Raw genomic sequence first — 24,142 nt, 5'->3', positions numbered from 1 at the left:
TGAACTATCGTACCACTGCCGATTTCTACCGGTTTGCCTGGCATGAGGCGAACACTAATAACAGCATCAGAAAGAAGGATGTTTCTTATGAGGAAACTGCTCGGCTTGGCGGCGGCTGCCGTCTTTACCTTGGGGCAAGCACTGTCGGCACAGGCTGCCGATGTTTCGTTTTCGGTGGGGCAGACCGGTGACTCGACCATGGTCTACCGGCTGGGGCTGCAGTCTAACTGGGACGCGAGTTGGTGGCAGAGCAGCGTTGGCCGCCTGACCGGTTACTGGGATGGCGCTTACAGCTACTGGGATGGCGACAAGACGGCCAGTAATCACAGCCTCTCGTTTGCACCGGTATTCGTCTACGAGTTCGCAGGCGAATCAGTAAAGCCCTACATCGAAGCAGGGATTGGCGTCGCGGCGTTTTCCAGTACCGAGGTTGAAAGCAACGAACTGGGTTCGGCGTTCCAGTTCGAAGATCGGATTGGTTTCGGTTTGCGCTTTGCAGGTGGGCATGAAATTGGCGTGCGCGCCATTCACTATTCCAATGCCGGCATCACGCAGCCCAACGATGGTGTAGAGAGCTACAGCCTGCATTACCGTATGGCGCTTTGAAGCACGGCGCCTACACGGTCAATGTGACAATGGCCACAAGCTGTTCAGGTCCAGCGTCTCCAGCACCAGTTCCGGTTCGCGTTGCGGTAATCGGCGCAGCAGTTCCTCGGCAGCACTCTGCGCCGTCCATGCCTCTGGTATCGCTTGCGCCGCAGTCACGGGTGCTTTCAATGATTGCGGCCCCACCACCGTCAGCGCGATCTGCAGATTGTCGAGCACCAGGCGTTGCTCGCGAAGCCACTGTGCAGTGCTGTTGAAGCCGCTGGCAACCTGGGTGGGTGCAAACAGCTGCGAGGCCGAGTAGCGATTGAGGATTGCCATCACTTGAGGCGCATCACCCTTCGCCAGCAGCGGCAAGGCACTGGCCAGGCAGTGTTCGCTGGCCAGCAGGTTGCTGGAGGCGATAGCCTCGAATAGCTCGTGGTCGGGGATGTCGTCGGCGAGGTAATCACCGGTACCGGCATTGATGATCAGGCAGTCCAGCGAACCCCAGGTGTTCAATAGCAACTGGCTGGCTGCATCGACCTGATCCAACACCTGTAACTGGCCCGGTAGGCGCAACAAGTGCGGGGCGAACTGTTCGCCCAGTGCATCCAGTGCTTCACATTCCCTGCCACTGGCGGCCACCCGGTACCCGTGTTCGAGCAACTGCTGGACCAGTGCCAGCCCCAACCCGTTACTAGCCCCTGTTACCCAGAAACTACGCGCTTTGATCACGATACTGCCCTCTGGTCCTGCCGGCGCGGAAGGCCTTTGAAGGCTTCCAAGGCACGTTGGCGACTGCTGCCGAGATCGACAATTGGATTGTGATACGAATTAGTAGCAAAAAGATCTGCAGACTTCACGGGCTGATGAATGGCTTTCTCATCCAGTGCCTGCAATTCCGGCACCCAGTGACGAATGAAACGCCCTTGCGGGTCGAAGCGCTGAGACTGCGAGACCGGGTTGAAGATGCGGAAGTAGGGCACGGCATCGGTCCCGGTGGATGCGCTCCACTGCCAGCCACCATTGTTGGCTGCCAGGTCACCGTCTATCAGGTGGCGCATGAAATGCCGCTCGCCCTTGCGCCAGTCGATCAGCAGGTTCTTGCTGAGAAACATGGCGACGATCATGCGCAGGCGGTTGTGCATCCAGCCGGTGTGCAGCAATTGGCGCATGGCCGCGTCGATGATCGGAAAGCCGGTGCGCCCCTGTTCCCAGGCCGCGAGGTCTTCAGGCGCATCGCGCCAGGGCAAGGCTTCGGTCTGGGCGCGGAAGGCGCGGTGCCGGGAAACCTGTGGATAACCCGTCAGGATGTGCTTGTAGAACTCCCGCCAGAGCAACTCGTTGATCCAGGTCTGGATGCCGGTGCTGCCGCTGTCGAACTCGCCACGGTTGCAGGCCAAGGCGCCGTGCAGGCATTGCCGGGGCGAGATCACGCCAGCAGCCAGGTAAGCGGAAAGCTGGCTGGTGCCGGGCTTGGCCGGGAGGTCACGCAGGTGCTGGTAGTCGTCTACTGTTTCATCGAGAAAGCGCGACAGACGGCCTTGTGCCTCGGTTTCGCCAGCCGGCCAGCAGTCGCGCAAGGTGCGCGAGGGTGTGTCGAAGCCGTCCACGTGTTCGGGTATTGGGTCGCTTGCGATCGCCACAGGCGCCTGGGGCTTTACCCGTCGGGCTAGCGCCGGGAGGCTGCGGTGCAAGTGTTCCAGGCAGTTTTTCTTGAACTGGCTGAAGACCTGAAAGTAATCACCACTGCGGGTCAGGATCGTGCCCGGACGGAAGAACAGTTGGTCGAGATAACTGTGCGCCTGAATTGCGGATCGTTGCAAAAGCACACGCACAGCCTGGTCCCGACGCTGTTCGTTGATGCCGTATTCGTCATTCCAGTGCACGCTTTCGATCCGATACTGATGGCATAGCGACATTATCGCGACTGGCGCTTGCTCCCAAGTGTCAATCGAGCGGATCAGCAGTGGAATGTTGAGCGCGTCCAATGAATGGCGTATTTCGCGCAGGTTACGCAACCAGAAGTCGACTTTGCAGGCGGCGTCGTCGTGCGCTTGCCACTGGCCGGGGCTGAGCAGCCACAGGGCGAGGGTCGGGCCGCGTTCACAGGCGGCGCTCAAGGCGGTGTTGTCTTCGATGCGCAGGTCGCTGCGCAGCCAGATCAATTGCATGGCGCATTCATCTCTACAGGCCGGCGGCCATTGCCTTGAAGCACACGCAATGCCGCCTGCGGGGTATCGAACAGGAAGAGGTGGGGGAGGTCGAGGGCGGTCAGTTGCGTTTCATGCAGGGCGAGCGTGGCACCGCCTAGCAGTTTCGTCCCTGACATTCCCTGCAGCGTGCGCTGCAAGGCCTTGATGTCGATGCGTGGTCCCAGGTGCAGGAGCAGGGCGCGGGGTTGCAGCGCGGTAATCGCCCGTTGCAGTTGCGGCCCACCCACCGGTTGTTCTAGCACTTCAACAGGGATGCCGTTGCTGCTGAGCAACCAGGCACACAGCCACAGACCTGGGTCGAAGGCACGCTCGCTGTCTTCGGCCAGCAGCACCGCCGCGCCTTGCAGCAGCTGGTTGTCGTGATACACACGGGCACCGAGCTTGCTGCGCAGCCAGCTGTGGAAAAACACCTGTTCGAGCCGTGCATTGAAATAGTTGCGCCAGCGCAGGTCCAGGCTATCGAGCAGGGGGAGCAGCAGCTGTTCGCACAACGTGATGGCGGGGTAGAGCGCCATGGCCTGGTTGAGTTGCTGGTCGAGTGCGCGTTGCGAGAGGTTGGCGATGGCCTCGATCAACTGCGCCTGTCGCGCCTGCCAATCGCTTTGTGGGGCGGTGCTGGCCGGTTTGTCGAGCAGCTCGCGCACTTGCCCCACCGATGCGCCGCGCTGCAGCCAGGCCAGGATCGCTTCGACCCGTTCGACCTGCGCGATGGAATACAAACGATGCCCTTTGGCGGTGCGTTGCGGTTTGAGCAGGCCATAACGACGTTCCCAGGCACGCAGGGTGACCGGGTTGACGCCGGTGCGGCGGGCGAGTTCGCCGATGGGCAGCAGGCTTTCAGACGGCATTGCGCAGCCCCAGGCTTTCGGGGTGTGGTTGCAGGTAGGCCTGCTGCATCAGATAAGGGTCGGGGTGCTTGCGCAGGTGATGCTTGAGCAGGGTCAGCGGTACGATCAGCGGTACCACGCCCTGCTGGTACTGGCTGATGATGGCCTGCAGTTCGGTTTTGTCCTGCTGGGTCAGTGCATCCTTGAAGTAACCGCTCAGGTGCTGCAGCACGTTGCAATGCGTGCCACGGCTGGCGCAGCGGCGCAGGGCCTGCATCAACTGGCTGAAATAGCGTGGGCCGATGAGCTGTGGGTCGTCATCCCGGCTCATGCTGCCGAGCAGTCGCCCCAGTGTACGGTAGGCATCAGGGTTGTTGGCCATCAGCAGGTACTTGTAGCGCGAGTGAAAGCGCACCAGTGCGCCGCGGCTCAGGCCCTCGGCCAGCAGGCGCTGCCAATCGGCATAGGCGTAGACGCGGCTGATGAAGTTCTCGCGCAATACCGCATCGTGAAGGCGGCCTTCTTCCTCCACCGGCAGGTCTGGGCGAAGGCTGCAGAAGGCCTGGGCATACACACCGCGCCCGGCATGGAAAGCGGGGTGGCCGTTGTCCTGATAGACCTTGACCCGCTCCAGCCCGCAGGAGGGCGATTTTTGCATGAAGATGTAGCCGCAGATATCGTCGAGCTCGCCGGCCATCTGCTCGCCATAGAGGCGCAGCGGCCCGGTGAGGTCCATGCCGGGGTTGCGGGTGCCGACCACTTCCGGTTGCTCAGGGTCGCCCACCAGGCGAATAGGATCGCGCGGGACACCGAGGCCAATAGCGACTTCAGGGCAAACCGGTAGCCATTCGAAATGTGCTTCGAGTTGCGTGCGGCACAGGTCGGATGCCTTGTGCCCGCCGTTGTAGCGCACACTGTGGCCAGTCAGACAGGCGCTGATAGCGATGCGAGGCTTGCTGTGGGCGGAAGGGGCTTGCATGGCTGTCTCCGAAAAAACCTGTACGTATAAACTATCTTGTACAAGTTTATTCCAGCACAGCCGTGACGTTATGCAAACTAGTTTTTTTAGCGCCTCAAGGCCCGGTCAATCGAGATGCTCCAGTAGCCGTCGGGCTGCTTCCTGGCCACTCAGCCAGGCGCCTTCGACGCGCCCGGACAAGCACCAGTCGCCACAGGCGTACAGGCCTTGGTCGGCATCCGCCAAAGCGCCCCACTCGTGGTTGCTTGTCGGGCGTGCATACAGCCAGCGGTGGGCGAGGGCGAAGGTGGGGGCCGGCACCACGCAGCCGACCAGTTCGGCGAATTCGCCCCACAACTGCTCGATCACCTCTTCCTTGGACAGGTCGATATGCTGCCTGCTCCAGTTCGAGGTGGCATGCAGCACCCAGGTATCGAGTTGCTCGTCACGCCCAGGCTTGCTGCGGTTGCGGGCTAGCCAGTCGAGCGGGTTGTCTTGTACGAAGCAGCCTTGCATCGGGGTGTCCAGTGGCGTCTTGAAGCCCAGGGCAACGGCCCAGGTGGGCTCCATCTGCACGCCGGCGGCCACGGCGGCGAGTTTGGGCGTCGAGGCCAGCAACGGGGTGGCCTGGGGCGCGGGCACGGCAATCACCACGCGGCTGAACGGGCCGTGGCTGCAGCCTTCGGTGTCTTGCAGGTGCCAGTACTGTTTGCCGCGGAACACTTCAGCGATACGGCAGCCAAAATTGACCGTCACATCCTTGAGCAGGCCACGGGTGATGGCACTCATGCGGGGCACCCCAACCCAGCGAGTCTGCTCGTCAGGAGAGGGTGTGAGTTCGCCGTCACGGTAGTTGTACAGTTGCGGCTTCCATTGCGCTGCCCATCCCGCAGCGACCCATTGCTGGACCTGATCGACGAAGCGCCGGTCACGGGCAGTGAAGTACTGGGCGCCAAGGTCCAGCGCGCCAGCATCGCTGCGCTTGCTGGCCATGCGCCCGCCACTGCCGTGGCCTTTGTCGAACAAGTGCACGGATTGCCCGGCCTTTTGCAGCGCCTGGGCGGCGGACAGACCGGCGATACCGGCACCGATGATGGCAATAGGTACTGTCATGATGGCCTCTTCAAACCTTGCTGTGAGCAGACTACGCTGTCAGGCGAACCTGTACAATGCACAACTTTTGTATAAGGTTATTCCGCTTTATAGAGCAGGTTGGCCTATGTTTATCCGAGAGCGTCGGGTCAAAAAAGTGCCTTGTTTTAAAAATAGACCACAGCCGCATTCTGCGAGGACACAGCCATGCATATATTGCTGACAGGCGGCACCGGTTTGATAGGCCAGCACCTGTGCCAGCGCTGGCTCGGCCAGGGCCATCGCCTCACGGTATGGAGCCGCCGGCCTGAGCAGGTGCCAAAACGTTGCGGTAGCGGGGTGCGTGGCATTGCCCGGCTGGACGAGTTGGACGCGGACGATCATCTCGACGCGGTCATCAACCTGGCCGGCGCGCCGATTGCCGATCGGCCCTGGACGGCGGCCCGGCGCAACCTGCTGTGGGCCAGCCGGGTCACGCTCACCGAGCAGTTGCTGGCGTGGCTGGGCAGCCGGGAGCAGCGCCCGGAGGTGCTCATTTCCGGTTCTGCGGTGGGCTGGTATGGGGACGGCGGCGAGCGCGAACTGACCGAGGCGTCTCAACCGGTACGCGAAGATTTTGCCAGCCAGTTGTGCATCGCCTGGGAGGAAACCGCCCAGCGTTCGCAGGCGCAAGGCATCCGTGTGGTACTGGTGCGGACCGGCCTGGTACTGGCCAGCGATGGCGGCTTTTTGTCGCGCCTGCGGTTGCCCTTCAAGCTGGGGCTGGGCGGGCCGTTGGGTGATGGTCGGCAGTGGATGCCCTGGATCCATATAGACGACCAGGTCGCCCTGATTGATTTTCTCTTGCAGCACAAGGACGCCAGCGGTCCTTATAATGCCTGCGCCCCAGAGCCTGTGCGCAACCGCGAGTTCGCCAAGCGACTGGGCCGGGCCCTGCACCGGCCGGCAGTGCTGCCCGTGCCTGCGCTGCTGCTCAAGGCGGGCCTTGGCGAGCTGTCGACTTTGCTGCTGGGTGGCCAGCGGGCGCGCCCGGTGCGCTTGCTGGCGGCAGGTTTCACCTTCCGTTTCAACGATCTGCAATCGGCCCTGGACGACGTGTCCAGCCGCCTCTGACATAGGACGCTGCATGACCGATCATGCCCTGCTGCTGGTCAACCTGGGTTCCCCGGCCTCCACTTCGGTGGCCGATGTGCGCCGTTACCTCAACCAGTTCCTCATGGACCCGTACGTGATCGACCTGCCCTGGCCGGTGCGGCGCTTGCTGGTGTCGCTGATCCTGCTCAAGCGCCCGGAACAGTCGGCCCACGCTTACGCGTCTATCTGGTGGGACGAAGGCTCGCCGCTGGTGGTGCTGACCCGTCGGCTGCAGGCTGCGATGGTCGAGCACTGGCACCATGGCCCGGTGGAGATTGCCATGCGCTATGGTCAGCCGGCGTTGCCCGAGGTGCTGGAGCGCCTGGCCGCACAGGGCGTGCGCAAGGTCACCCTGGCACCGCTTTATCCACAGTTTGCCGACAGCACGGTGACCACCGTGGTGAAGCTGGCGCAGCAGACCGTCAGCGAGCGCCAGTTGCCGCTGCAGATGCGCGTACTGCAGCCATTCTACGAGCACCCGGAATACATCGAGGCGTTGGCCGCGAGCGCCAGGCCTTACCTGCAGCAGGACTATGACCACCTGCTGCTGAGCTTCCATGGGTTGCCCGAGCGGCACCTGAAAAAGCTCGACCCCACTGGCAAGCACGATTTCCAGGCGGCCGATTGCTGCAAGGACGCCAGTGCCGACATGCGTGCCGTGTGTTATCGCGGGCAGTGCCTGGCCACGGCCAAGGCCTTTGCACAGAAAATGGGCATCCCAGATGGCAAGTGGTCGGTGTCGTTCCAGTCGCGGTTGGGGCGGGCCAAGTGGATCGAACCCTACACCGAGGCGCGGCTGGATGAGCTGGGCAGGGCGGGGGTGAAGAAGCTGCTGGTGATGTGCCCAGCGTTCGTTGCCGATTGCATCGAGACGCTAGAAGAGATTGGCATGCGCGGCAGCGAGCAGTTTGTCGAGGCAGGTGGGCAAGAGCTAGTGCTGGTGCCTTGCCTGAATGATCACCCGGAGTGGGTGAGGGTGCTGGCGGGGATGTGCGAGAAGGCTTGAATCCTGCCTCGGCTTCTTCGCGGGGCAAGCCCGCTCCCACAGTTCACCGCTTGGCGGTGTTGCCTGTGGGAGCGGGCTTGCCCCGCGAAGAGGCCGGTTCAGGCTACCGCTGGCTCAAGGCAACTGGTCATCCAGCTTCTTGTTCTTCCAGCCGTCATTGCCCGGCAGGATCAGGTTCAGGGCAATGGCCACCACGGCGCACAGGGCAATGCCCTTCAGGCCCCAGTCGTCCGGGCCGTCACCGCTGCCGATCAACACGCCGCCAATACCGAATACCAGGGTCACCGAAACGATCACCAGGTTGCGCGCTTCGGCCAAGTCGATCTTGTGGCGGATCATGGTGTTCATGCCCACCGCCGCGATCGAACCGAACAACAGGCACAGAATGCCGCCCATGACCGGTACCGGAATGCTCTGCAGCAGCGCGCCGAACTTGCCGATGAAGGCCAGGGTGATGGCAAACACCGCCGCCCAGGTCATGATCTTCGGGTTGTAGTTCTTGGTCAGCATCACCGCGCCGGTTACTTCGGCGTAGGTGGTGTTGGGCGGGCCGCCGAACAGGCCGGCAGCCGTGGTTGCCAGGCCGTCACCCAGCAGGGTGCGGTGCAGGCCGGGCTTTTTCAGGTAGTCGCGTCCGGTGACGCTGCCCACTGCGATCACGCCGCCGATGTGCTCGATCGCAGGTGCCAGTGCTACCGGCACGATGAACAGGATGGCCTGCCAGTTGAACGCCGGCGCGGTGAAGTTGGGGATCTCCAGCCACGGCGCGGCAGCAATCTTGGCGGTATCGACCACACCGAAGGCGAACGCCAGGGCAAAGCCCACCAGCACCCCTGAGATGATCGGTACCAGGCGGAAGATGCCCTTGCCGAAGACCGCGACGATCAAGGTCGTCAGCAGTGCCGGCATCGAGATCAGCATGGCGGTCTTGTAAGGCATCAGTGCAGCACCGTCACCGCCCTTGCCCATGGCCATGTTGGCGGCGATCGGCGCCATGGCCAGGCCAATGGAGATGATCACCGGGCCAATGACCACGGGCGGCAGCATGCGGTCGATGAAACCGGTGCCTTTGATTTTTACCATCAGCCCCATGAAGGTGTAGACGAAGCCTGCGGCCATGACGCCGCCCATGGTCTCAGCCAGGCCGAACTGGCCCTTGGCAAGGATGATCGGGGTGATGAAGGCAAAGCTCGACGCCAGAAACACCGGTACCTGACGGCCGGTGACCAGCTGGAACAGCAGCGTGCCGATGCCGGCGGTGAACAGCGCGACGTTCGGATCGAGGCCGGTGATCAGTGGCATCAGCACCAGCGCGCCGAATGCCACGAACAGCATCTGCGCGCCCGAAACGACCTGGCGCCAGAGCGGGTCGTTGAAGCCGTCCTGCATGGTCAGGCGTCCTTTTGCTTGGTGCCGAAGATCTTGTCGCCGGCATCACCCAGGCCCGGCACGATGTAGCCGTGCTCGTTCAGGCGCTGGTCGATCGACGCGGTGTAGATCTGTACGTCCGGGTGGGCTTTTGCCACCGTGTCGATACCTTCCGGTGCTGCAACCAGGACCATGGCGCGAATCTCTTTGCAGCCGGCCTTTTTCAGCAGGTCGATGGTGGCGACCATCGAGGCGCCGGTGGCCAGCATCGGGTCGATGATCAGGGCCAGGCGCTGGTTGATGTCCGGCGCGAGTTTTTCCAGGTAGGTGTGGGCTTCGAGGGTTTCCTCGTTGCGCGCGACGCCAACGGCACTGACCTTGGCACCTGGGATCAGGCTGAGCACGCCGTCGAGCATGCCGATGCCGGCGCGCAGGATCGGGACGACGGTGATCTTCTTACCGGCGATTTTTTCGACCTGCACCTTGCCACACCAGCCGTCGATCTCGTAGGTTTCCAGCGGCAGGTCCTGGGTGGCTTCATAGGTCAGAAGCGCGCCGACTTCCTGGGCGAGTTCGCGAAAATTCTTGGTGCTGATGTCGGCACGGCGCATGAGGCCGAGCTTGTGGCGGATCAGCGGATGGCGGATCTCACGAATGGGCATAGGGGGCTCCGAAAGGCGGGCAAAAAAACCGCGCTAGATTAATCTATTCAACCTGTGCTGTCGTGTAGTCCTTTTGCACGTTAGTCCATAAACGCTTGATCTGTGACGAGCGGATGCGTACCTTTGCCCGCTTTTCCAAAATACCCCCCTGGAGAGCGCAATGCCCGCCGATCTCGAGCACATCCGTCAAGTCATGCGCGAAGCTGACTGTCTGTACAACGAAGCCGAAGTCGAAGCGGCCATCGCCAAGGTCGGCGAGCAGATCTGCAACGACCTGCACGACAAGAACCCGGTGGTCTTCTGTGTGATGAACGGTGGCCTTATCTTCGCCGGCAAGCTGCTGACCCACCTGCAGTTCCCGCTGGAAGCGTCGTACCTGCACGCCACTCGCTACCGCAACCAGACCAGCGGCGGCGAGCTGTTCTGGAAAGCCAAGCCGGAAGTGTCGTTCATCGACCGTGACGTGCTGATCGTCGACGACATTCTCGACGAAGGCCACACCCTCAGCGCCATCATCGAGTTCTGCAAGCACGCCGGTGCGCGCTCGGTGCACACCGCCGTGCTGATCGACAAGGACCACGACCGCAAGGCCAGCCCGGACCTTAAAGCCAACTACGTCGGCCTGCCGTGCGTCGATCGCTACATCTTCGGCTATGGCATGGATTACAAAGGTTACTGGCGCAACGCCAACGGCATCTTCGCCGTCAAGGGGATGTGACCATGCGCCAGCCTGCGTTCATCGACCAATCGCTGTTCGCTGGGCTGGCGCAGAAGGCTGCCGCCAACCCTCGTGGGCGGCAGCACCACAACTTCCATGAGATGGAAGAGCCCTGCCACCGCATGGCGGTCGGGTTGCAACCGACGACCTATATTCCGCCCCATCGGCATCTGAGTGACGACAAGGCCGAAGCACTGATCGTGCTCAGGGGGCGCCTTGGCCTGCTGATCTTCGATGAGCAGGGTGCGGTGACTGACAAGCGGGTGCTGCAGGCGGGCGGCGACTGCCTGGGTGTGGACCTGGCGCCGGGTACCTACCACGGGTTGGTGGTACTTGAGCCCGACAGCATGTTGTTCGAGTGCAAGGCCGGGCCGTACCGGCCGGTGGGTGAGGGCGAACATGCCCACTGGGCGCCGCGCGAAGGCGAGGCGGGCGTGGACGAATACCAGGCCTGGATGCGCGCGCAGTTCGATTGACCGCGGGCTGCCGGTACAGGCTGAACACAGCATGCTAGAGTGCCTGTTCAAGCCAAGGAGCCCCACATGCGTGCGATTCTTCCCCTCCTGCTGGCGGTCAGCCTGCCGATCTGTGCAGCACCGCTGCACAGCCAGTTTCTGCCGCCTGATGACCTGTCGCTACGCCAGGAAGCGCCGACCGGTCAGCAACTGCTGCAAGTGACCGATTATTCGGTGGTGGTCGGTGCCCAGCGCCAGTCCGACCAGCAACCGATCCCGATCACCGCTTCATTGCAGATGCGCCTCAAAGGCAAGCCGCTGAGCAAGGGGGCCACCCTCGCTCAGGTGCTGCTGACCTTTGATGGCGAGCCCGGCAAGAGTTTGAAGAAACCGGTTTATGACGAGAAAACCCGCACCTTGAGCCTCAACTACCCGGTCAGCGATTACCGCGTGATCATGGACCTGCTGCGCAACGAAACGCTGTATGTGCAGTTTCTGACCTATGGCAACGGCCATGTCTGGGCTGACCTGCACACCGGGACCGTACGTACGCGTTGAGGCGTGCGCCCTGCGGGGGGTAAACTGCCGGCCTTCGAAATCCCGTGATGGTCCAGTTGGAGTCGGCAATGCGTAAAGACAAGAAACAGGTAATCGGTGACGAAATCAGCGACGACTACATCAAGTCGTACCTTCAGTTCGAGCCGGCCGATGGCGTCACTTCGCCGTCGCTGCACAAGCTGGTCAAGGCTTACCGTGGCCTGCGTGTCGACGACTTCGAGCGTTTCGTCGGCTTCTTCGTCGAGGCAGGGCTGGACCTGGATGGCAAGGACGAGCACGGCAAGACCTTCGTCGAGCAGATCGCTGACCAGCGCAATGCCCCCGAGTACATCGAGATCATCGATAAAGCCCGCGGTTGATTGTTAAGCCTGTACCGGCCTCTTCGCGGGCAAGCCCGCTCCCACAGGTGCTCCACCGCCCTTGAAAGTGATGCAGTTCGCGAAGAGGCCGGTACAGGCCAAAATGCAGGCACAAAAAAACGCCCCGAGGGGCGTTTTTTCGTTTCAGCCGGTTCAGGCGTAATGCTTGGCCGGGCTGTCTTCCACCAGCTCCAACGCGGCATCGTTGTCGGCACTGATCTTGTTGTACAGCGCGGCATCGGTTGCCAGGACCTTCTCGCGAGCCGGGAAGATTTCCTTGAGCTTGGCAGCCCAGGCACCTTTGGCCTGCTCGGGGAAGCAGCGCTCGATCAGTTCAAGCATGATCGAAACGGTCACCGAAGCGCCTGGCGATGCGCCGAGCAGCGCCGCCAGGCTGCCGTCCTGAGCCGAAACCAGCTCGGTACCGAACTGCAGGATGCCGCCTTTTTTCGGGTCTTTCTTGATGATCTGCACGCGTTGGCCGGCCACTTCCAGGCGCCAGTCTTCGGCTTTTGCCTGCGGATAGAAGCGGCGCAGGGCCTCCAGGCGTTGCTCCATCGACTGCATCACTTCGCTGACCAGGTACTTGGTCAGGTCCATGTTGTCGCGGGCCACGGCCAGCATCGGGCCGATGTTGCCCATGCGTACCGACAGCGGCAGGTCCATCAACGAACCGTGCTTGAGGAACTTGGTGGTAAAGCCTGCGTATGGGCCGAACAGCAGCGAAGTCTTGCCGTCCACCACGCGGGTGTCCAGGTGCGGCACCGACATCGGTGGCGCGCCGACTGCGGCCTGGCTGTAGACCTTGGCCTGGTGCAGCTTGACGATTTCTGGGTTGTCGCAGCGCAGCCATTGGCCGCTGACTGGGAAGCCGCCGAAGCCTTTGCTCTCGGGGATGCCGGAAACCTGCAGCAGTGGCAGGGCCGCGCCGCCAGCGCCCAGGAACACGAAGCGAGCGTCGACTTCACGGCTGCCGCCGCTGTTGACGTCCTTGATGCTCACGGTCCAGCCGTTGCCGTTGCGGCGCAGGCCGACGACTTTCTTGCTGTACTTGACCTGCGTGTCCGGCGAGTCGCCCAGCAGCTTGAGCAGCTTGTTGGTCAGCGCGCCGAAGTTGACGTCGGTGCCTTTCGCCACGCGCGTGGCGGCGATGTGCTGGTCGGCCGGGCGGCCCGGCATCATCAGCGGCATCCAGTCCTTCATCACGGCCTTGTCTTCGGTGTATTCCATCTCGGCGAAGGCGTGATGCTGCTTGAGCAGCTCGAAGCGCTTCTTGAGGAAGGAAACACCCTTGTCACCTTCGACGTAGCTCAGGTGCGGGACAGGGTTGATGAAAGCACGCGCCGAGCCGAAGTTGCTCTTCTTGCTCAGGTAGGCCCAGAACTGGCGCGAGACCTCGAACTGGGTGTTGATGTGCACGGCCTTTTTGATGTCGATGCTGCCATCGGCGGCCTGGGGCGTGTAGTTAAGCTCGCACAGGCCTGCGTGGCCGGTACCTGCGTTGTTCCAGGGGTTGGAGCTTTCCGCGGCCCCGGAGTCCATCGCCTCGACGACCTCAAGCTTCAGGGTCGGGTCGAGCTCCTTCAGCAGTACGGCCAGGGTGGCACTCATGATGCCCGCGCCTACCAGTACTACATCAACCGATTCGTTCTGCGCCATTTAACGCGTCTCCACAATCTACAGCTACCTAATTGACAGCATAGGATCCCTGGGTTTGCCAGGATCGCCATGTCCGACTTTTCGCAGTTCTTGCAACTTCCGCGGACACCGCCAATCAGTCTTCGGGTTCAGGTATTGAACCCCGTTTGCCACAGGTGCGGCAATTCGACTTATGGTCAAGGTGTCGAGCGTGCGTTATGGAACGGCCTCAGTCACTCATTCGGGATGAGCTCAGTTGCCGCCTGTTCAGGGCTGTTCGGGACACATCTGCCGCTTTTGCACATGCCAGACTGTTCATTTGCTCGCCACACTCTCGTGAAGTTGTGAAAAACCGTTTTTTCACGCTCTTTTGGAGACGTGAACCTCAAAAGGGGACTGCGCGATGGCAACCCACAGGTTCATGCAGTGCGAAGGGCCGGAAAAGCAGGCACGACAGCCGATGCAAGACCTGAGTGGAAGGCTCTCTGTGGGCGAAGCGGTGAAGGTGCCGGGGTCAAGCGGCAAATGCGGGGCCCGATCAGGAGACGTCCTTATAATCGGGGGGAGATTATAGCGATGTCGCGGGCAGAAAGGTCGTTATTCGTGGTTTTTATTGCAGCGTTTGTCAGGCCGGCAGGCTGCGTTGTTGCCAACGGTTGTTTGCGCGAGTGCAAACCCGGGCGCTGGCGGGCAATTGGCGGCCCAGCCAGGCGAGCTGCACTTCACTGACCTGAACCCAGCCACTGCCGCTTGGCGGCTGGCTGCAGTGCTTGAACGCCAGGCATCTGCCCTCGGCGTCGAGGTGGGCGTAGGCGAGGTGGCGCGGGCGTTGGAAGAGCAGGGTCCAGAGCGAGGCCATGGCGGCGAGTCCTGTGTGTTAGGGCTGGGCCAAGGATAACGGCAGGGGCATGAAACGATTGTGACAGCGCAGCCTTGGCGATGACTGGTCTGTATGAGGCTGGGTATACTGTGCGCCTTAGCCGCATTTTCTGGAGAAACGCGCATGTTGCAACGTCTGTTGTTCGGTTTGATCGCCGTGGCCAGCCTTAGCCTGGTCGGTTGTGCCCACAGCCCGCAACAACTCAGCCCGCAACCCAAGCTCACCGCCCAGCTCGCACCTGTCGGCCATGGTCAGCCGGTCGTGGTCAAGGTTGTTGATGGTCGGGCTTCGCAGTCCCTGGGCACGCGTGGTGGCATGTACCCCGAGACCAGCACCATCAGTGTCAGTGGCAATGATGTCCTGCCCAAGCTGCAGGCCCAGGCCGAAGCCGCTGTGCGCCTGCTCGGTTTCACCCCGACGCCTAGCGCCTACAATGCGCCGCAGCTGACCGTGACCCTGGCCGAACTGAAGTACCAGTCGCCCAAAGACAACCTGTACGTGACCGAGGCCACCATCGGCGCCACCTTCCGTGCTGACGTGTCCAATGCCAACCGCCGCTACAGTGGCCGTTACGGCGCTTCGCTGGATCAGCGTTTTGGCATGGCGCCGAACCAGGAAACCAACACCAAGCTGGTCAGCGATGTGCTGAGCGACGCGCTGACCCGCCTGTTCAAAGACCCGACCATCGGGCAGGTGCTGGGCCAATAACCGTTCAGTTGCACTAAAAAACCCGCTGCCTGGCTGTCAGGCAGCGGGTTTTTTATTGGCGGCTTCAGTCCGCCTGGATATGAAAATCCAGCACGCTGAAGCCGGTGGCCACATCCACCTCCGGCAAATCCTGGTGGGCATGCCCGCCCAGTGCGCAGTAGACCAGCCACTGACGGTCCTGCACATTGATGGCAAAACCATCGATCAACGCCTGCTGTTCGTCGCTCTGGGCAACAAGATAGAGGCGGTCCTGGTTTTCGGCATGCAGCATGAACAAGCTCCGGATCGGGAAAAGGCCGACAGGGTGGCCTGTTCTGATGACGAGCCGATGACAGATGAAATTAAGTGACACTTTGTCGCCAAGGCCGGGCGCCCAGGCCGGACTTGGGTAGAATGCCGGCCTTCGCTGACGTTCAAACCGAGGTTGCGTGATGTCCTTGCAAGTGCTCTGGGGGGTTCTGGCCGCCCATCCCACCAAGCTGATCAATCTGCTGGCATTGCTGATGACCTGCCCAGGCGGGATGCTGCTGCACAACGCGCGGCGGCGCGAGGCGGTCACGCGTGAGAGCCTGGCGGTGGATGAAGGGCGGGTGGATGCGTTTGACCTGAGGGTGCCGCGTTACTTCTACATCCTCGGTTTTTCGTGCCTGGCCATGGCACTGCTGCTGTCCTGGTTCAGCACCTGGGTGTGAACCACTGGGGCTGCAAGGCAGCCCCACCATCGATCAGGCAACCGGTGTCTGCTGCTTGACCTGGTACTGGTTACGCACCGGCGTCGCATACTGCAATACCAGGTACGGCCGTTGTTCTTCAGGGCAGGCATCCAGGCGACGCTGCCATTCTTCCTTGGCCCGTGCCAGCTCTTCGCCTGGGAACAGCTTCTCGGCGCTCGGCACTTGCAGAGCCTCATCTTTCTCGTCCCACATCGCGTAGGCCAGGTAGTGCACCGGGAACAGCCGGTAGCCACCGAGGATCTGCCGGTCTGTTTCTGCTGCCAACTGCTTGGTGTCTTCGAAGTATTCGGTCACCGGCGGGGCAAAGTTGATGTGCACCCGGCCCTTGTAGCCCGTGATGCCTTTGGCGATGCTGTTGTCGTCCTCGCCCGGCGCCTTCTTGTAGGTACCGGTAGTGGCGCGGATGTACAGCTCGCGGGCCTTGGCCTGGTCGCAGGGGTCGTATTCGTAGCTGATCGAAACCGGCGTCAGGTTCAGGCTCTGGATGACCGCGCCGAACGGTTCGTCCTTGCGGCTCATGTGGAACATCTTGAGGATCGCCGAATCGGTGCGGTCGTCACCGTCCTTGGCGCGGCCTTCGGCCTGGGCAATCCAGATTGACGTGCCATCGTTGCGGATCGAGTGGCTGATGTAAGCCGAGAGCAGTTGGTAGGCCGCCAGCTTTTCGCGACGACCGCTGAGCGAGCGGTGCACGATGAAGCTCTTGTTCAGGCGCATCATGTCGCTGACGAAGGGCTTTTGCAGCAGGTTGTCACCGATGGCGATGCGTGGCGTCGGCAGGCCGGCGTGGTACACGGCGTAGTTGACGAAGGCCGGGTCCATGACGATGTCGCGGTGGTTGGCCAGGAACAGGTACGCGGTGCCGGCCTTGAGTTGCTCGACGCCAGAATAGGTGACGCCATCGGTGGCGCGTTCGATGGTTTGATCGACGTAGTACTCGACTTTGTCCTGCAAGGTCGAAACGCAGGTGACGCCGGCGAATTCCTTGCGCAGGCGACGGGCGATCAGCGGCTTGAGCAGCCATCCGAGGGGGCCGGCCGCACGCGGGAAGCGGAAGTGGGTGAGGATATCGAGGAATGCCGGGTCGCTGAGCAGGCGTGCCAGCACGGCAGGGACCTCAGCGTCGTCGTACGGTCGGATGGCATCGAATTCGCCCATCATGCTCTCTTGTTGGAAACGGCTAGGGTAGTAAGGTAGGGGCGGGGTTCGAAAAACGGCTCGAACACGCACAGGCCCTGTAATCAGACCGGCAATTATACGCATAAGTCACTGCGGAGGCCGCGATGCTGGAAACCGACTTCTATGATTGCCCTTATTGTGGCGAACGCGTGGAAACCACTGTCGATATTTCCGGTGGCGACCAGGTCTACACCGAGGATTGCCAGGTCTGTTGCCAGCCTGTGGTGTTCATTTTGCAGGTGCACGGTGACGAATGGATGCTTGAGGTCAGACGCGAGGACGATGCCTGATGCAGCGGATCTACGAACCGGAGAGTCTGCTGGAGGCTGAAATGCTGATGGGCATGCTCGTCAGCGAAGGGGTTTCGGTGCACCTGGTGGGGCGTGACCTGGTCGGTGCTGCCGGTGAGCTGCCGATGCAGGGCTTGCTGGCGCTCGCCGTGCCCGACGAGCAGGCCGAGTACGCACGGCAGCTGATCGATGCGTACAATGACGCCCAGCCACTGGTTGGTGACGAACCGGAAAGTTATCCCGGTACCTTGATCTGCTAGGTTCAGAATTCGCCCATGTGTGGACGTTACGCCCTGTTTCGCTGGCCCCAGGCCCTTGCCAGTCTGCCGGGCTTTCCGGTTGGCCAGCCGGCTCAATGGAATATCTCGCCCGGTGCCTCGGTGCTGATTCAGCGTCAGATCGACGGCCAGCAGCAACTGGCCAAGGCCCGTTGGGGGTTGACCCCGGCCTGGCTCACCGACCTTTCCCGTACGCCTGCCCATGCCCGTGCCGAAACCCTCGCCGAGCAACCGATGTTCCGCGAAGCCTTTCGCCAGCGCCGCTGCCTGATGCCGGCCAACGGCTTTTACGAATGGCGCGGCACAGTGCGCAAACGCCCCTACTGGCTGACGCCGGGGGAGGGTTCTTCGCTGTATTTTGCGGCGGTGTGGGAGGCCTACCCGGTACAGGACCAGGTCTGGTTGAGCTGCGCGGTGGTAACCCAGGCGGCCATGAACCAGCGCCGGCCGTTGATTCTGGACGAGGCGGGGCAGGCGGCGTGGCTGGACCCTGATACGCCGATGACACGTTTGCATGAGCTGCTGGCCAGCCCCCCGGCGGCGCTGCGTGAGCGGGCATTGGCCAATTTCGTCAATGACCCGAAACTGGATGCACCGGAGTGCCTGACGCCGGCCTGATTGCGCGGTTGCACCGTCGGTAAAATTCTTCCCTGCGGCTATGGCGGGTCCTGGCGACTAGGCCTAGGATACGCCGCATGTAAAAGGGAGTGTTTTCATGCGTAAGTCATTTGTTGTCAGTATGTTGAGTGCCGGTATCCTGCTGGCAGGCTGCCAGGCGGTGAATACCACCAGCGGCGGTGCCGTCGGTGTCGAGCGCAAGCAGTACATGTTCAGCATGCTCTCGACCGATGAGGTCAACCAGATGTACGCCCAGTCCTACCAGCAGACCCTCGGTGAGGCGTCGAACAAAGGCGTGCTGGACAAGTCCAGCGCCGACGCCAAGCGCGTGCAGGTCATCGCCGACCGGCTGATCGCCCAGGCGCCGAAGTTTCGCCCGGATGCCGCCCAGTGGAACTGGGAGGTCAACGTGATCAAGAGCGATGAGCTCAACGCCAACTGCGGCCCCGGTGGCAAGATCATCGTTTATACCGGCCTGATCGACCAGCTCAAACTGACCGATGCCGAGATCGCAGCCGTGGTCGGCCATGAAATTGCCCACGCCTTGCGTGAGCACAGCCGCGAAGCGATGTCCAAGGCCTATGGCGTGGAAATGGCCCGCCAGGGCGCCGGCGCTATCTTCGGCCTGGGCCAGGGCAGCATGGCCATGGCCGACACCGTGGTGAACTACGCCATGACCCTGCCCAACAGCCGTTCCAACGAGAACGAGGCGGACCTGATCGGCCTGGAGCTGTCGGCACGTGCCGGTTACGACCCGAATGCCGCAATCACCTTGTGGAACAAGATGAGCAAGGCTTCCGAAGGCGCACCGCCTGAGTTCATGAGCACTCACCCGGCGTCCGAGAGCCGCATTGCCTCGTTGCAGGCAGCCATTCCGAAGGTGATGCCGCTGTATCAGGCTGCCAAGAAGTAATCACTGACATGGGGGCCGCTTTGCGGCCCTTTCGCGGCGCAAGGCCGCTCCCACGGGTGCAGCGACCGGCTTGTGGGAGCGGCCTTGCGCCGCGAAAGGGGCGCAACGCGCCCCCAGCTTTCCGTTAGCCCACCCAGCCACTGGCCTTCATCGCCGAATACACGGCCACCACCGCCAGCACGGCAAACGCGGTAGCCGCCAGTCGACGAATCAGTGTCAACGGCAGCTTGTCCGCCGCAAAGTTACCCGCCAGTACCACCGGCACGTTGGCAATCAGCATGCCCAGGGTGGTGCCAATGATGACCATGATCAGGTGCGGGTACTGTGCTGCGAGCATCACCGTTGCCACCTGGGTCTTGTCGCCGATCTCAGCCAGGAAGAACGCAATCAGCGTGGTGAGGAACGGGCCGAAGCGGCGCGCAGGGTTTTCATCGTCATCCATCTTGTCCGGCACCAGCGTCCACAGTGCCGTGGCGGTGAAGCTGGCGGCCAGGATCCAGTGCAGCGCCGAGTCGCTGAAGAACCCGCCGACCCACGCACCTACGGCGCCAGCCGCAGCATGGTTGGCCAGGGTAGCGGCGATAATACCGGCGATGATCGGCCACGGCTTGCGAAAGCGGGCAGCGAGAATGAGCGCGAGCAGTTGCGTCTTGTCACCGATTTCGGCGAGGGCAACGATGGCGGTGGGGACCAGCAGAGATTCCAGCATCAGGTTTCCTACGGGGGCGGGTCGACACGGCTATGACACGTACAGCCTTCCCGCCCCGGGTAAGGTGTGCGTGTCATAGGTCTTGTCAAACCGCGGATCCGTCTGTGCGGATCTCTCTATGCAGGCTCTGCATAGTGGGTCGCACGCGCCATGGCCTGTGGGCCAAGTATGTTGACGCGTGCCGGGCGAGCTGGGTGCTCGCGGGAGACTACTCCCCTAGGACGGTGCGGATTCTGCCTAGCCGAATCGGTTTCGGCAAGTGCTGTTTTTAACCGCGTGTTGCCTGATAGATACGAAAACCATCGGCCTCGGCACGTACCTGGCAGTTGCCCAGCGCCCCCTCGATCAGCGGCTGGTAACGCAGGAAGCTATTTGCCACCAGGCGCATTTCGCCGCCTTTTCGCAGATGTAAGCCGGATTTTTTCAGCAAGTTCTCCGAAGCCTGATAATGGGTGTGCACCCCGGTATGAAACGGCGGGTTGCTCAGGATCACGCTCAGGTCGGCAGGGGCCGCATCGATGCCATCACCGCTGATCACGTCACCTTCCAGGCCGTTGGCGGCCAGTGTCAGGCGGCTGGCTGCCACGGCAAACGCGTCCACGTCCAGCAAGGTAAGCCGGCTTTGCGGGTAGCGGCGTTTTACCGTGGCGCCCAGCACCCCGGCGCCGCAGCCGAAGTCCAGCACATGCCCGCTCGGCAGGCCATCGAGGTGCTTGAGCAGCAGTGCGCTGCCGCGATCGAGGCGGCCATGGCAGAACACGCCCGGCAGGCTGACCACCTGCAGTGGGCCATCTTCGAGGTCAAGTTCGAAGCGCTCGGCCAGGCTTTCCAGCGGCGTGGCCTTAGGCGCGTGGTCGACGGTCACCTGCCACAACTGGCAATGCCGGGCGCTGTCGAGCTTGCGCGGTTTGCCAAAGGCCTGCAGTTGCTTCGCCGCGCCTTCGATGCCGCCGCGTTTCTCGCCGACCAGGTACAGTTCGCGCCCGGCCAGGCGCGAGGCCAGGGCGTTGAGCAGGTAGGCGGCCAGCTCGCGGGACTTGGGCAGGAACAGCACGGCGCTGTCGAAGGCCACCGCAGGGGCTTCGACACCGTAATGGCTGCGGCCAGCAAAGCGGCCTTCGAGCATGGCCTGGTCACCGGCATGCCAGGTCCAGCCATGGGCCATGGGCAGGTGGCCGAGCAGGTCGTCGGCGGGCGCGCCGGCGAGCAGCAGCGGGCCTTGGAACAGGTCCGCCTGGCGGAGCAACACTTCACTGCGCGGGTCCATGGACGACGCCTCCTGTAAAAAAAGTCGCGCAGTGTAGCAGAGGCTAACGCTGCGCTCAGCTGACCACGCGGCGTGGCTGACCGGCGAAATAGGCCTGGGCATTCTCGCTGAGCTGGCCGACGATGCGCTGGCGCGACTCCACTGCGCCCCAGGCACTGTGCGGGGTGATGATCAGGCGCGGGATATCGCCTGCCAGCAGCGGGTTGCCGTTGACCGGTGGCTCGACGCTCAGCACGTCAGTAGCGGCGCCACCCAGACGGCCCTGGCGCAGGGCGTCGGCCAGGGCCTGTTCGTCGATCAAGCCACCCCGTGCAGTATTCACCACCAGGGCGCCGGGTTTGAGCAGGGCCAGCTCACGGGCCCCGATCATGTGCCGGGTATGCTCGTTCAGTGGGCAGTGCAGGGTCAGCGCGTCCACTTGCGGCAGCAGGTCTTCCAGGGCCATGCGGTCGGCGCGCTCCGGGCGACCGGGGATCTGCCCGCTCAAGACGCGCATGCCGAAGGCTTCTGCCAGCCGTGCTACCGCGCCGCCCAGTTCGCCATGACCGAGCAGGCCCAGGGTCTTGCCCTCCAGCTCGACGATGGGGTAGTCCAGCAGGCAGAACTGGCTGGCCTCTGCCCAGCGGCCGTCGGCCACTGCCTGGTTGTAGTCGCACAGGCGCGTGGCCAGGGCCAGCAGCAGGGCGAGGGTATGCTGGGCGACCGACGGCGTGCCATAGCCTTGGCAGTTGCACACCGTGATGCCCTGGGCGCGGGCCGCCGCGAGGTCGACATTGTTGGTGCCGGTGGCGGCCACCAGGATCAGCTTGAGCTGCGGGTTGGCCGCAAGGGCCGCGGCATCGAGCATGACCTTGTTGCTGACCACCGCGACGGCGCCCTGCAGGCGCTCGGCGACCTGCTCCGGACGGGTGGCGGCAAACAGCTCGAACGCATCGAACTGCGATTGCAAGGGGGACAGGTCGAGATCACCCAGGTCCAGGGATTGGTGATCGAGGAACACGGCGCGACGCGGGCTGGGCATGGGGGTCTCCGGTGGCGGGGCGGGAAAAGGGCCATCAGCTTCGGCGCAGTGTCCGAAGCGGCTAGCCGCAGTGTCTAGCCCGCAGTTGCTGCACGTCAACGCCTGCCACTCATACCTCGCTCGTCCAAATCATTCCTTCGGCTGATTTGACCGTCACATTCAGCTACTACAGTAGATCCAGACTTGTCCGGCTCGCTTTTCAGAAAAGGGATACCCATGTTGCAGACCCGCATCATCAAACCCGCCGAAGGTGCCTACGCCTATCCCCTGTTGATCAAACGCCTGCTGATGTCTGGCAGCCGCTACGAGAGAACCCGCGAGATCGTCTATCGCGACCAGTTGCGCCTGACGTATCCACAGCTCAACGAGCGTATCGCACGCCTGGCCAATGTGCTGACCGAAGCCGGCGTCAAGGCCGGTGACACGGTGGCGGTGATGGACTGGGACAGCCATCGCTACCTGGAATGCATGTTCGCCATCCCGATGATCGGTGCGGTGGTGCATACCATCAACGTGCGCCTGTCACCGGAGCAGATCCTCTACACCATGAACCACGCCGAAGACCGCGTGGTGCTGGTCAACAGTGACTTCGTCGGCCTCTACCAGGCCATCGCCGGGCAGTTGACGACCGTCGATAAGACCGTGCTGCTGACCGACGGCCCAGACAAGACCGCCGACCTGCCCGACCTGGTCGGCGAGTACGAGCAACTGCTTGCCGCCGCCAGCCCGCGTTACGACTTCCCGGATTTTGACGAGAATTCGGTGGCCACCACCTTCTACACCACCGGTACCACCGGCAACCCCAAGGGCGTGTACTTCACCCATCGGCAGCTGGTGTTGCACACCCTGGCCGAAACCTCGGTGACCGGCAGCATCGACAGCGTGCGCCTGCTTGGCAGCAACGATGTGTACATGCCCATTACCCCGATGTTCCACGTGCATGCCTGGGGCATCCCTTACGCCGCCACCATGCTTGGCATGAAGCAGGTGTACCCGGGGCGCTACGAGCCGGACATGCTGGTCAAGCTGTGGCGCGAAGAGAAGGTCACCTTTTCCCATTGCGTGCCGACCATTCTGCAGATGCTGCTCAATTGCCCGACCGCTCAAGGCCAGGACTTCGCCGGCTGGAAGATCATCATCGGCGGCAGTGCGCTCAACCGCTCGCTCTACCAGGCGGCCCTGGCGCGCGGCATCCAGTTGACTGCGGCGTATGGCATGTCCGAGACCTGCCCGCTGATCGGGGCTGCGCACCTGAACGATGAATTGCAGGCGGGCAGTGAGGATGAGCGTGTCACCTACCGGATCAAGGCCGGTGTGCCGGTACCCCTGGTTGAAGCGGCGATCGTCGACGGCGAGGGTAATTTCCTCCCAGCCGATGGCGAGACCCAGGGCGAACTGGTGCTGCGTGCCCCCTGGCTGACGATGGGCTACTTCAAAGAGCCGGAAAAGAGCAAAGAGCTGTGGCAGGGCGGCTGGCTGCACACCGGAGACGTCGCGACCCTCGATGGCATGGGCTACATCGATATCCGCGATCGCATCAAGGATGTGATCAAGACCGGCGGTGAGTGGGTCTCCTCGCTCGACCTCGAAGACCTGATCAGCCGTCATCCCGCGGTGCGCGAAGTGGCGGTGGTGGGCATCGCCGACCCGCAGTGGGGCGAGCGGCCCTTCGCCTTGCTGGTGGTGCGCGATGGGCAGGCCATCGATGCCAAGTCGCTCAAGGAGCACCTCAAGCCTTTTGTCGAGCAAGGGCACATCAACAAATGGGCGATTCCCAGCCAGATCGCCGTTGTTACTGAAGTTCCCAAGACCAGTGTCGGCAAACTCGACAAGAAACGCATCCGCCAGGACATCGTCCAGTGGCAGGCCAGTAACAGCACGTTTCTTTCGACGCTGTAAGCACCATGCGGGTCGTGCACGCCAGAGCACGACCCGCATGCTAGAGAGCTCGTTGCCTTGCCAAACA

Annotated in this window: 28 protein-coding genes and 1 riboswitch; of the genes, 14 read left to right on the top strand and 14 right to left on the bottom strand. The window is 62.5% G+C overall.

Annotated features, from left to right (window positions below):
* The first annotated feature begins 87 nt into the window (after positions 1-87).
* Positions 88-606 carry an acyloxyacyl hydrolase gene (locus tag OGV19_RS19925; protein ID WP_264310315.1) on the top strand — a complete coding sequence of 173 codons (519 nt, stop codon included), beginning with the start codon at positions 88-90 and terminating at the stop codon, positions 604-606.
* 18 nt (positions 607-624) lie between these two features.
* On the opposite strand, the gene OGV19_RS19920 is transcribed toward OGV19_RS19925, so the two are convergent.
* The 5 genes from OGV19_RS19920 to OGV19_RS19900 form a co-directional block, all read right to left on the bottom strand.
* Positions 625-1,323 carry an SDR family oxidoreductase gene (locus tag OGV19_RS19920; protein WP_264310314.1) on the bottom strand — a complete coding sequence of 233 codons (699 nt, stop codon included), beginning with the start codon at positions 1,321-1,323 and terminating at the stop codon, positions 625-627.
* On the bottom strand, positions 1,320-2,762 hold the full coding sequence (gene phrB, locus OGV19_RS19915) for a deoxyribodipyrimidine photo-lyase (protein ID WP_264310313.1): 1,443 nt from the start codon (positions 2,760-2,762) through the stop codon (positions 1,320-1,322). The genes OGV19_RS19920 and phrB overlap by 4 nt, the downstream gene beginning before the upstream one ends.
* Positions 2,753-3,652, bottom strand: coding sequence for a MerR family transcriptional regulator (locus OGV19_RS19910; RefSeq protein ID WP_264310312.1), 900 nt, complete (start codon positions 3,650-3,652; stop codon positions 2,753-2,755). The genes phrB and OGV19_RS19910 overlap by 10 nt, the downstream gene beginning before the upstream one ends.
* Positions 3,642-4,610: a YbgA family protein gene (locus OGV19_RS19905; protein ID WP_264310311.1), complete on the bottom strand. Its 969-nt coding sequence runs from the start codon at positions 4,608-4,610 to the stop codon at positions 3,642-3,644. The genes OGV19_RS19910 and OGV19_RS19905 overlap by 11 nt, the downstream gene beginning before the upstream one ends.
* 105 nt (positions 4,611-4,715) lie before the next feature.
* Positions 4,716-5,702 (bottom strand): NAD(P)/FAD-dependent oxidoreductase, encoded by a 987-nt coding sequence (locus OGV19_RS19900; RefSeq protein WP_264310310.1) that lies wholly within the window; start codon positions 5,700-5,702, stop codon positions 4,716-4,718.
* 186 nt (positions 5,703-5,888) lie between these two features.
* Between OGV19_RS19900 and OGV19_RS19895 the strand changes: the two genes are divergently transcribed.
* Both OGV19_RS19895 and hemH read left to right on the top strand, forming a co-directional pair.
* Positions 5,889-6,794 carry a TIGR01777 family oxidoreductase gene (locus OGV19_RS19895; RefSeq protein WP_264310309.1) on the top strand — a complete coding sequence of 302 codons (906 nt, stop codon included), beginning with the start codon at positions 5,889-5,891 and terminating at the stop codon, positions 6,792-6,794.
* A 13-nt stretch (positions 6,795-6,807) separates the two neighbouring features.
* Positions 6,808-7,821, top strand: coding sequence for a ferrochelatase (gene hemH, locus OGV19_RS19890; protein WP_264310308.1), 1,014 nt, complete (start codon positions 6,808-6,810; stop codon positions 7,819-7,821).
* Between the two features lie 114 nt (positions 7,822-7,935).
* Here hemH and OGV19_RS19885 read toward each other — a convergent pair whose 3' ends face one another.
* Complete coding sequence (locus OGV19_RS19885; RefSeq protein ID WP_027594462.1) at positions 7,936-9,210, bottom strand: uracil-xanthine permease family protein; 1,275 nt, start codon at positions 9,208-9,210, stop codon at positions 7,936-7,938.
* Positions 9,211-9,212: 2 nt separating this feature from the next.
* Entirely contained in the window at positions 9,213-9,851 is a 639-nt protein-coding gene (gene upp / locus OGV19_RS19880; protein ID WP_264310307.1) for a uracil phosphoribosyltransferase, read from the bottom strand.
* A gap of 160 nt (positions 9,852-10,011) precedes the next feature.
* On the opposite strand from upp, the gene OGV19_RS19875 reads away from it, so the two are divergent.
* The 4 genes from OGV19_RS19875 (at position 10,012) to OGV19_RS19860 (ending at position 11,941) form a co-directional block, all read left to right on the top strand.
* Positions 10,012-10,569, top strand: a complete 558-nt coding sequence (locus OGV19_RS19875; protein ID WP_264310306.1) for a hypoxanthine-guanine phosphoribosyltransferase — start codon at positions 10,012-10,014, stop codon at positions 10,567-10,569.
* A 2-nt stretch (positions 10,570-10,571) separates the two neighbouring features.
* Positions 10,572-11,045: a WbuC family cupin fold metalloprotein gene (locus OGV19_RS19870; protein WP_264310305.1), complete on the top strand. Its 474-nt coding sequence runs from the start codon at positions 10,572-10,574 to the stop codon at positions 11,043-11,045.
* A gap of 66 nt (positions 11,046-11,111) precedes the next feature.
* On the top strand, positions 11,112-11,582 hold the full coding sequence (locus tag OGV19_RS19865) for a hypothetical protein (protein WP_264310304.1): 471 nt from the start codon (positions 11,112-11,114) through the stop codon (positions 11,580-11,582).
* A 68-nt stretch (positions 11,583-11,650) separates the two neighbouring features.
* Entirely contained in the window at positions 11,651-11,941 is a 291-nt protein-coding gene (locus OGV19_RS19860) for a PA4642 family protein (RefSeq protein ID WP_234227539.1), read from the top strand.
* Between the two features lie 153 nt (positions 11,942-12,094).
* Here the strand turns inward: OGV19_RS19860 and mqo are convergent, their stop codons facing one another.
* Together mqo and OGV19_RS19850 are read right to left on the bottom strand one after the other, a co-directional pair.
* On the bottom strand, positions 12,095-13,600 hold the full coding sequence (mqo, locus tag OGV19_RS19855; RefSeq protein ID WP_264310303.1) for a malate dehydrogenase (quinone): 1,506 nt from the start codon (positions 13,598-13,600) through the stop codon (positions 12,095-12,097).
* Between the two features lie 604 nt (positions 13,601-14,204).
* Positions 14,205-14,438 carry a hypothetical protein gene (locus tag OGV19_RS19850; RefSeq protein ID WP_264310302.1) on the bottom strand — a complete coding sequence of 78 codons (234 nt, stop codon included), beginning with the start codon at positions 14,436-14,438 and terminating at the stop codon, positions 14,205-14,207.
* A 144-nt stretch (positions 14,439-14,582) separates the two neighbouring features.
* On the opposite strand from OGV19_RS19850, the gene OGV19_RS19845 reads away from it, so the two are divergent.
* Positions 14,583-15,167: a YajG family lipoprotein gene (locus OGV19_RS19845; protein ID WP_264310301.1), complete on the top strand. Its 585-nt coding sequence runs from the start codon at positions 14,583-14,585 to the stop codon at positions 15,165-15,167.
* 64 nt (positions 15,168-15,231) lie between these two features.
* Here the strand turns inward: OGV19_RS19845 and OGV19_RS19840 are convergent, their stop codons facing one another.
* Entirely contained in the window at positions 15,232-15,438 is a 207-nt protein-coding gene (locus tag OGV19_RS19840; RefSeq protein ID WP_264310300.1) for a hypothetical protein, read from the bottom strand.
* 160 nt (positions 15,439-15,598) lie between these two features.
* Here OGV19_RS19840 and OGV19_RS19835 point away from each other — a divergent pair, with 160 nt between their 5' ends.
* Positions 15,599-15,859, top strand: coding sequence for a hypothetical protein (locus OGV19_RS19835; RefSeq protein ID WP_264310299.1), 261 nt, complete (start codon positions 15,599-15,601; stop codon positions 15,857-15,859).
* Between the two features lie 33 nt (positions 15,860-15,892).
* On the opposite strand, the gene OGV19_RS19830 is transcribed toward OGV19_RS19835, so the two are convergent.
* Positions 15,893-17,062 (bottom strand): 1-acyl-sn-glycerol-3-phosphate acyltransferase, encoded by a 1,170-nt coding sequence (locus OGV19_RS19830; protein ID WP_264310298.1) that lies wholly within the window; start codon positions 17,060-17,062, stop codon positions 15,893-15,895.
* A 122-nt stretch (positions 17,063-17,184) separates the two neighbouring features.
* Between OGV19_RS19830 and OGV19_RS19825 the strand changes: the two genes are divergently transcribed.
* The 4 genes from OGV19_RS19825 to OGV19_RS19810 all read left to right on the top strand — a co-directional run bounded on the left by OGV19_RS19825 (position 17,185) and on the right by OGV19_RS19810 (position 19,179).
* Positions 17,185-17,370 (top strand): CPXCG motif-containing cysteine-rich protein, encoded by a 186-nt coding sequence (locus OGV19_RS19825; RefSeq protein WP_264310297.1) that lies wholly within the window; start codon positions 17,185-17,187, stop codon positions 17,368-17,370.
* The gene (locus OGV19_RS19820; RefSeq protein ID WP_264310296.1) at positions 17,370-17,630 is read left to right on the top strand and encodes a putative signal transducing protein; all 261 of its coding nucleotides are present in this window, start codon (positions 17,370-17,372) and stop codon (positions 17,628-17,630) included. Before OGV19_RS19825 ends, OGV19_RS19820 begins: the two co-directional genes overlap by 1 nt.
* A 15-nt stretch (positions 17,631-17,645) precedes the next feature.
* A complete protein-coding gene (locus OGV19_RS19815) occupies positions 17,646-18,266 on the top strand; it encodes an SOS response-associated peptidase (RefSeq protein ID WP_264310295.1) in 621 nt (206 codons plus the stop codon).
* A 97-nt stretch (positions 18,267-18,363) separates the two neighbouring features.
* Positions 18,364-19,179: a M48 family metallopeptidase gene (locus tag OGV19_RS19810; RefSeq protein ID WP_264310294.1), complete on the top strand. Its 816-nt coding sequence runs from the start codon at positions 18,364-18,366 to the stop codon at positions 19,177-19,179.
* A 124-nt stretch (positions 19,180-19,303) separates the two neighbouring features.
* Here OGV19_RS19810 and OGV19_RS19805 read toward each other — a convergent pair whose 3' ends face one another.
* The 3 genes from OGV19_RS19805 to OGV19_RS19795 form a co-directional block, all read right to left on the bottom strand.
* Positions 19,304-19,885, bottom strand: coding sequence for a TMEM165/GDT1 family protein (locus OGV19_RS19805; protein WP_264313979.1), 582 nt, complete (start codon positions 19,883-19,885; stop codon positions 19,304-19,306).
* Positions 19,886-19,984: 99 nt separating this feature from the next.
* Positions 19,985-20,117: riboswitch (yybP-ykoY riboswitch) on the bottom strand.
* Positions 20,118-20,156: 39 nt separating this feature from the next.
* Complete coding sequence (locus OGV19_RS19800; protein WP_264310293.1) at positions 20,157-21,155, bottom strand: methyltransferase; 999 nt, start codon at positions 21,153-21,155, stop codon at positions 20,157-20,159.
* A gap of 55 nt (positions 21,156-21,210) precedes the next feature.
* The gene (locus OGV19_RS19795; RefSeq protein WP_264310292.1) at positions 21,211-22,176 is read right to left on the bottom strand and encodes a 2-hydroxyacid dehydrogenase; all 966 of its coding nucleotides are present in this window, start codon (positions 22,174-22,176) and stop codon (positions 21,211-21,213) included.
* 216 nt (positions 22,177-22,392) lie between these two features.
* Here OGV19_RS19795 and OGV19_RS19790 point away from each other — a divergent pair, with 216 nt between their 5' ends.
* Positions 22,393-24,075 (top strand): fatty acid--CoA ligase, encoded by a 1,683-nt coding sequence (locus tag OGV19_RS19790; protein WP_264310291.1) that lies wholly within the window; start codon positions 22,393-22,395, stop codon positions 24,073-24,075.
* Positions 24,076-24,142 lie beyond the last annotated feature (67 nt).

Source organism: Pseudomonas putida (assembly GCF_025905425.1).
GTDB lineage: Bacteria > Pseudomonadota > Gammaproteobacteria > Pseudomonadales > Pseudomonadaceae > Aquipseudomonas > Aquipseudomonas putida_AF.
Note: the sequence above shows the minus strand (reverse complement) of the source record. Positions and strands in the feature narration are given on the sequence as shown.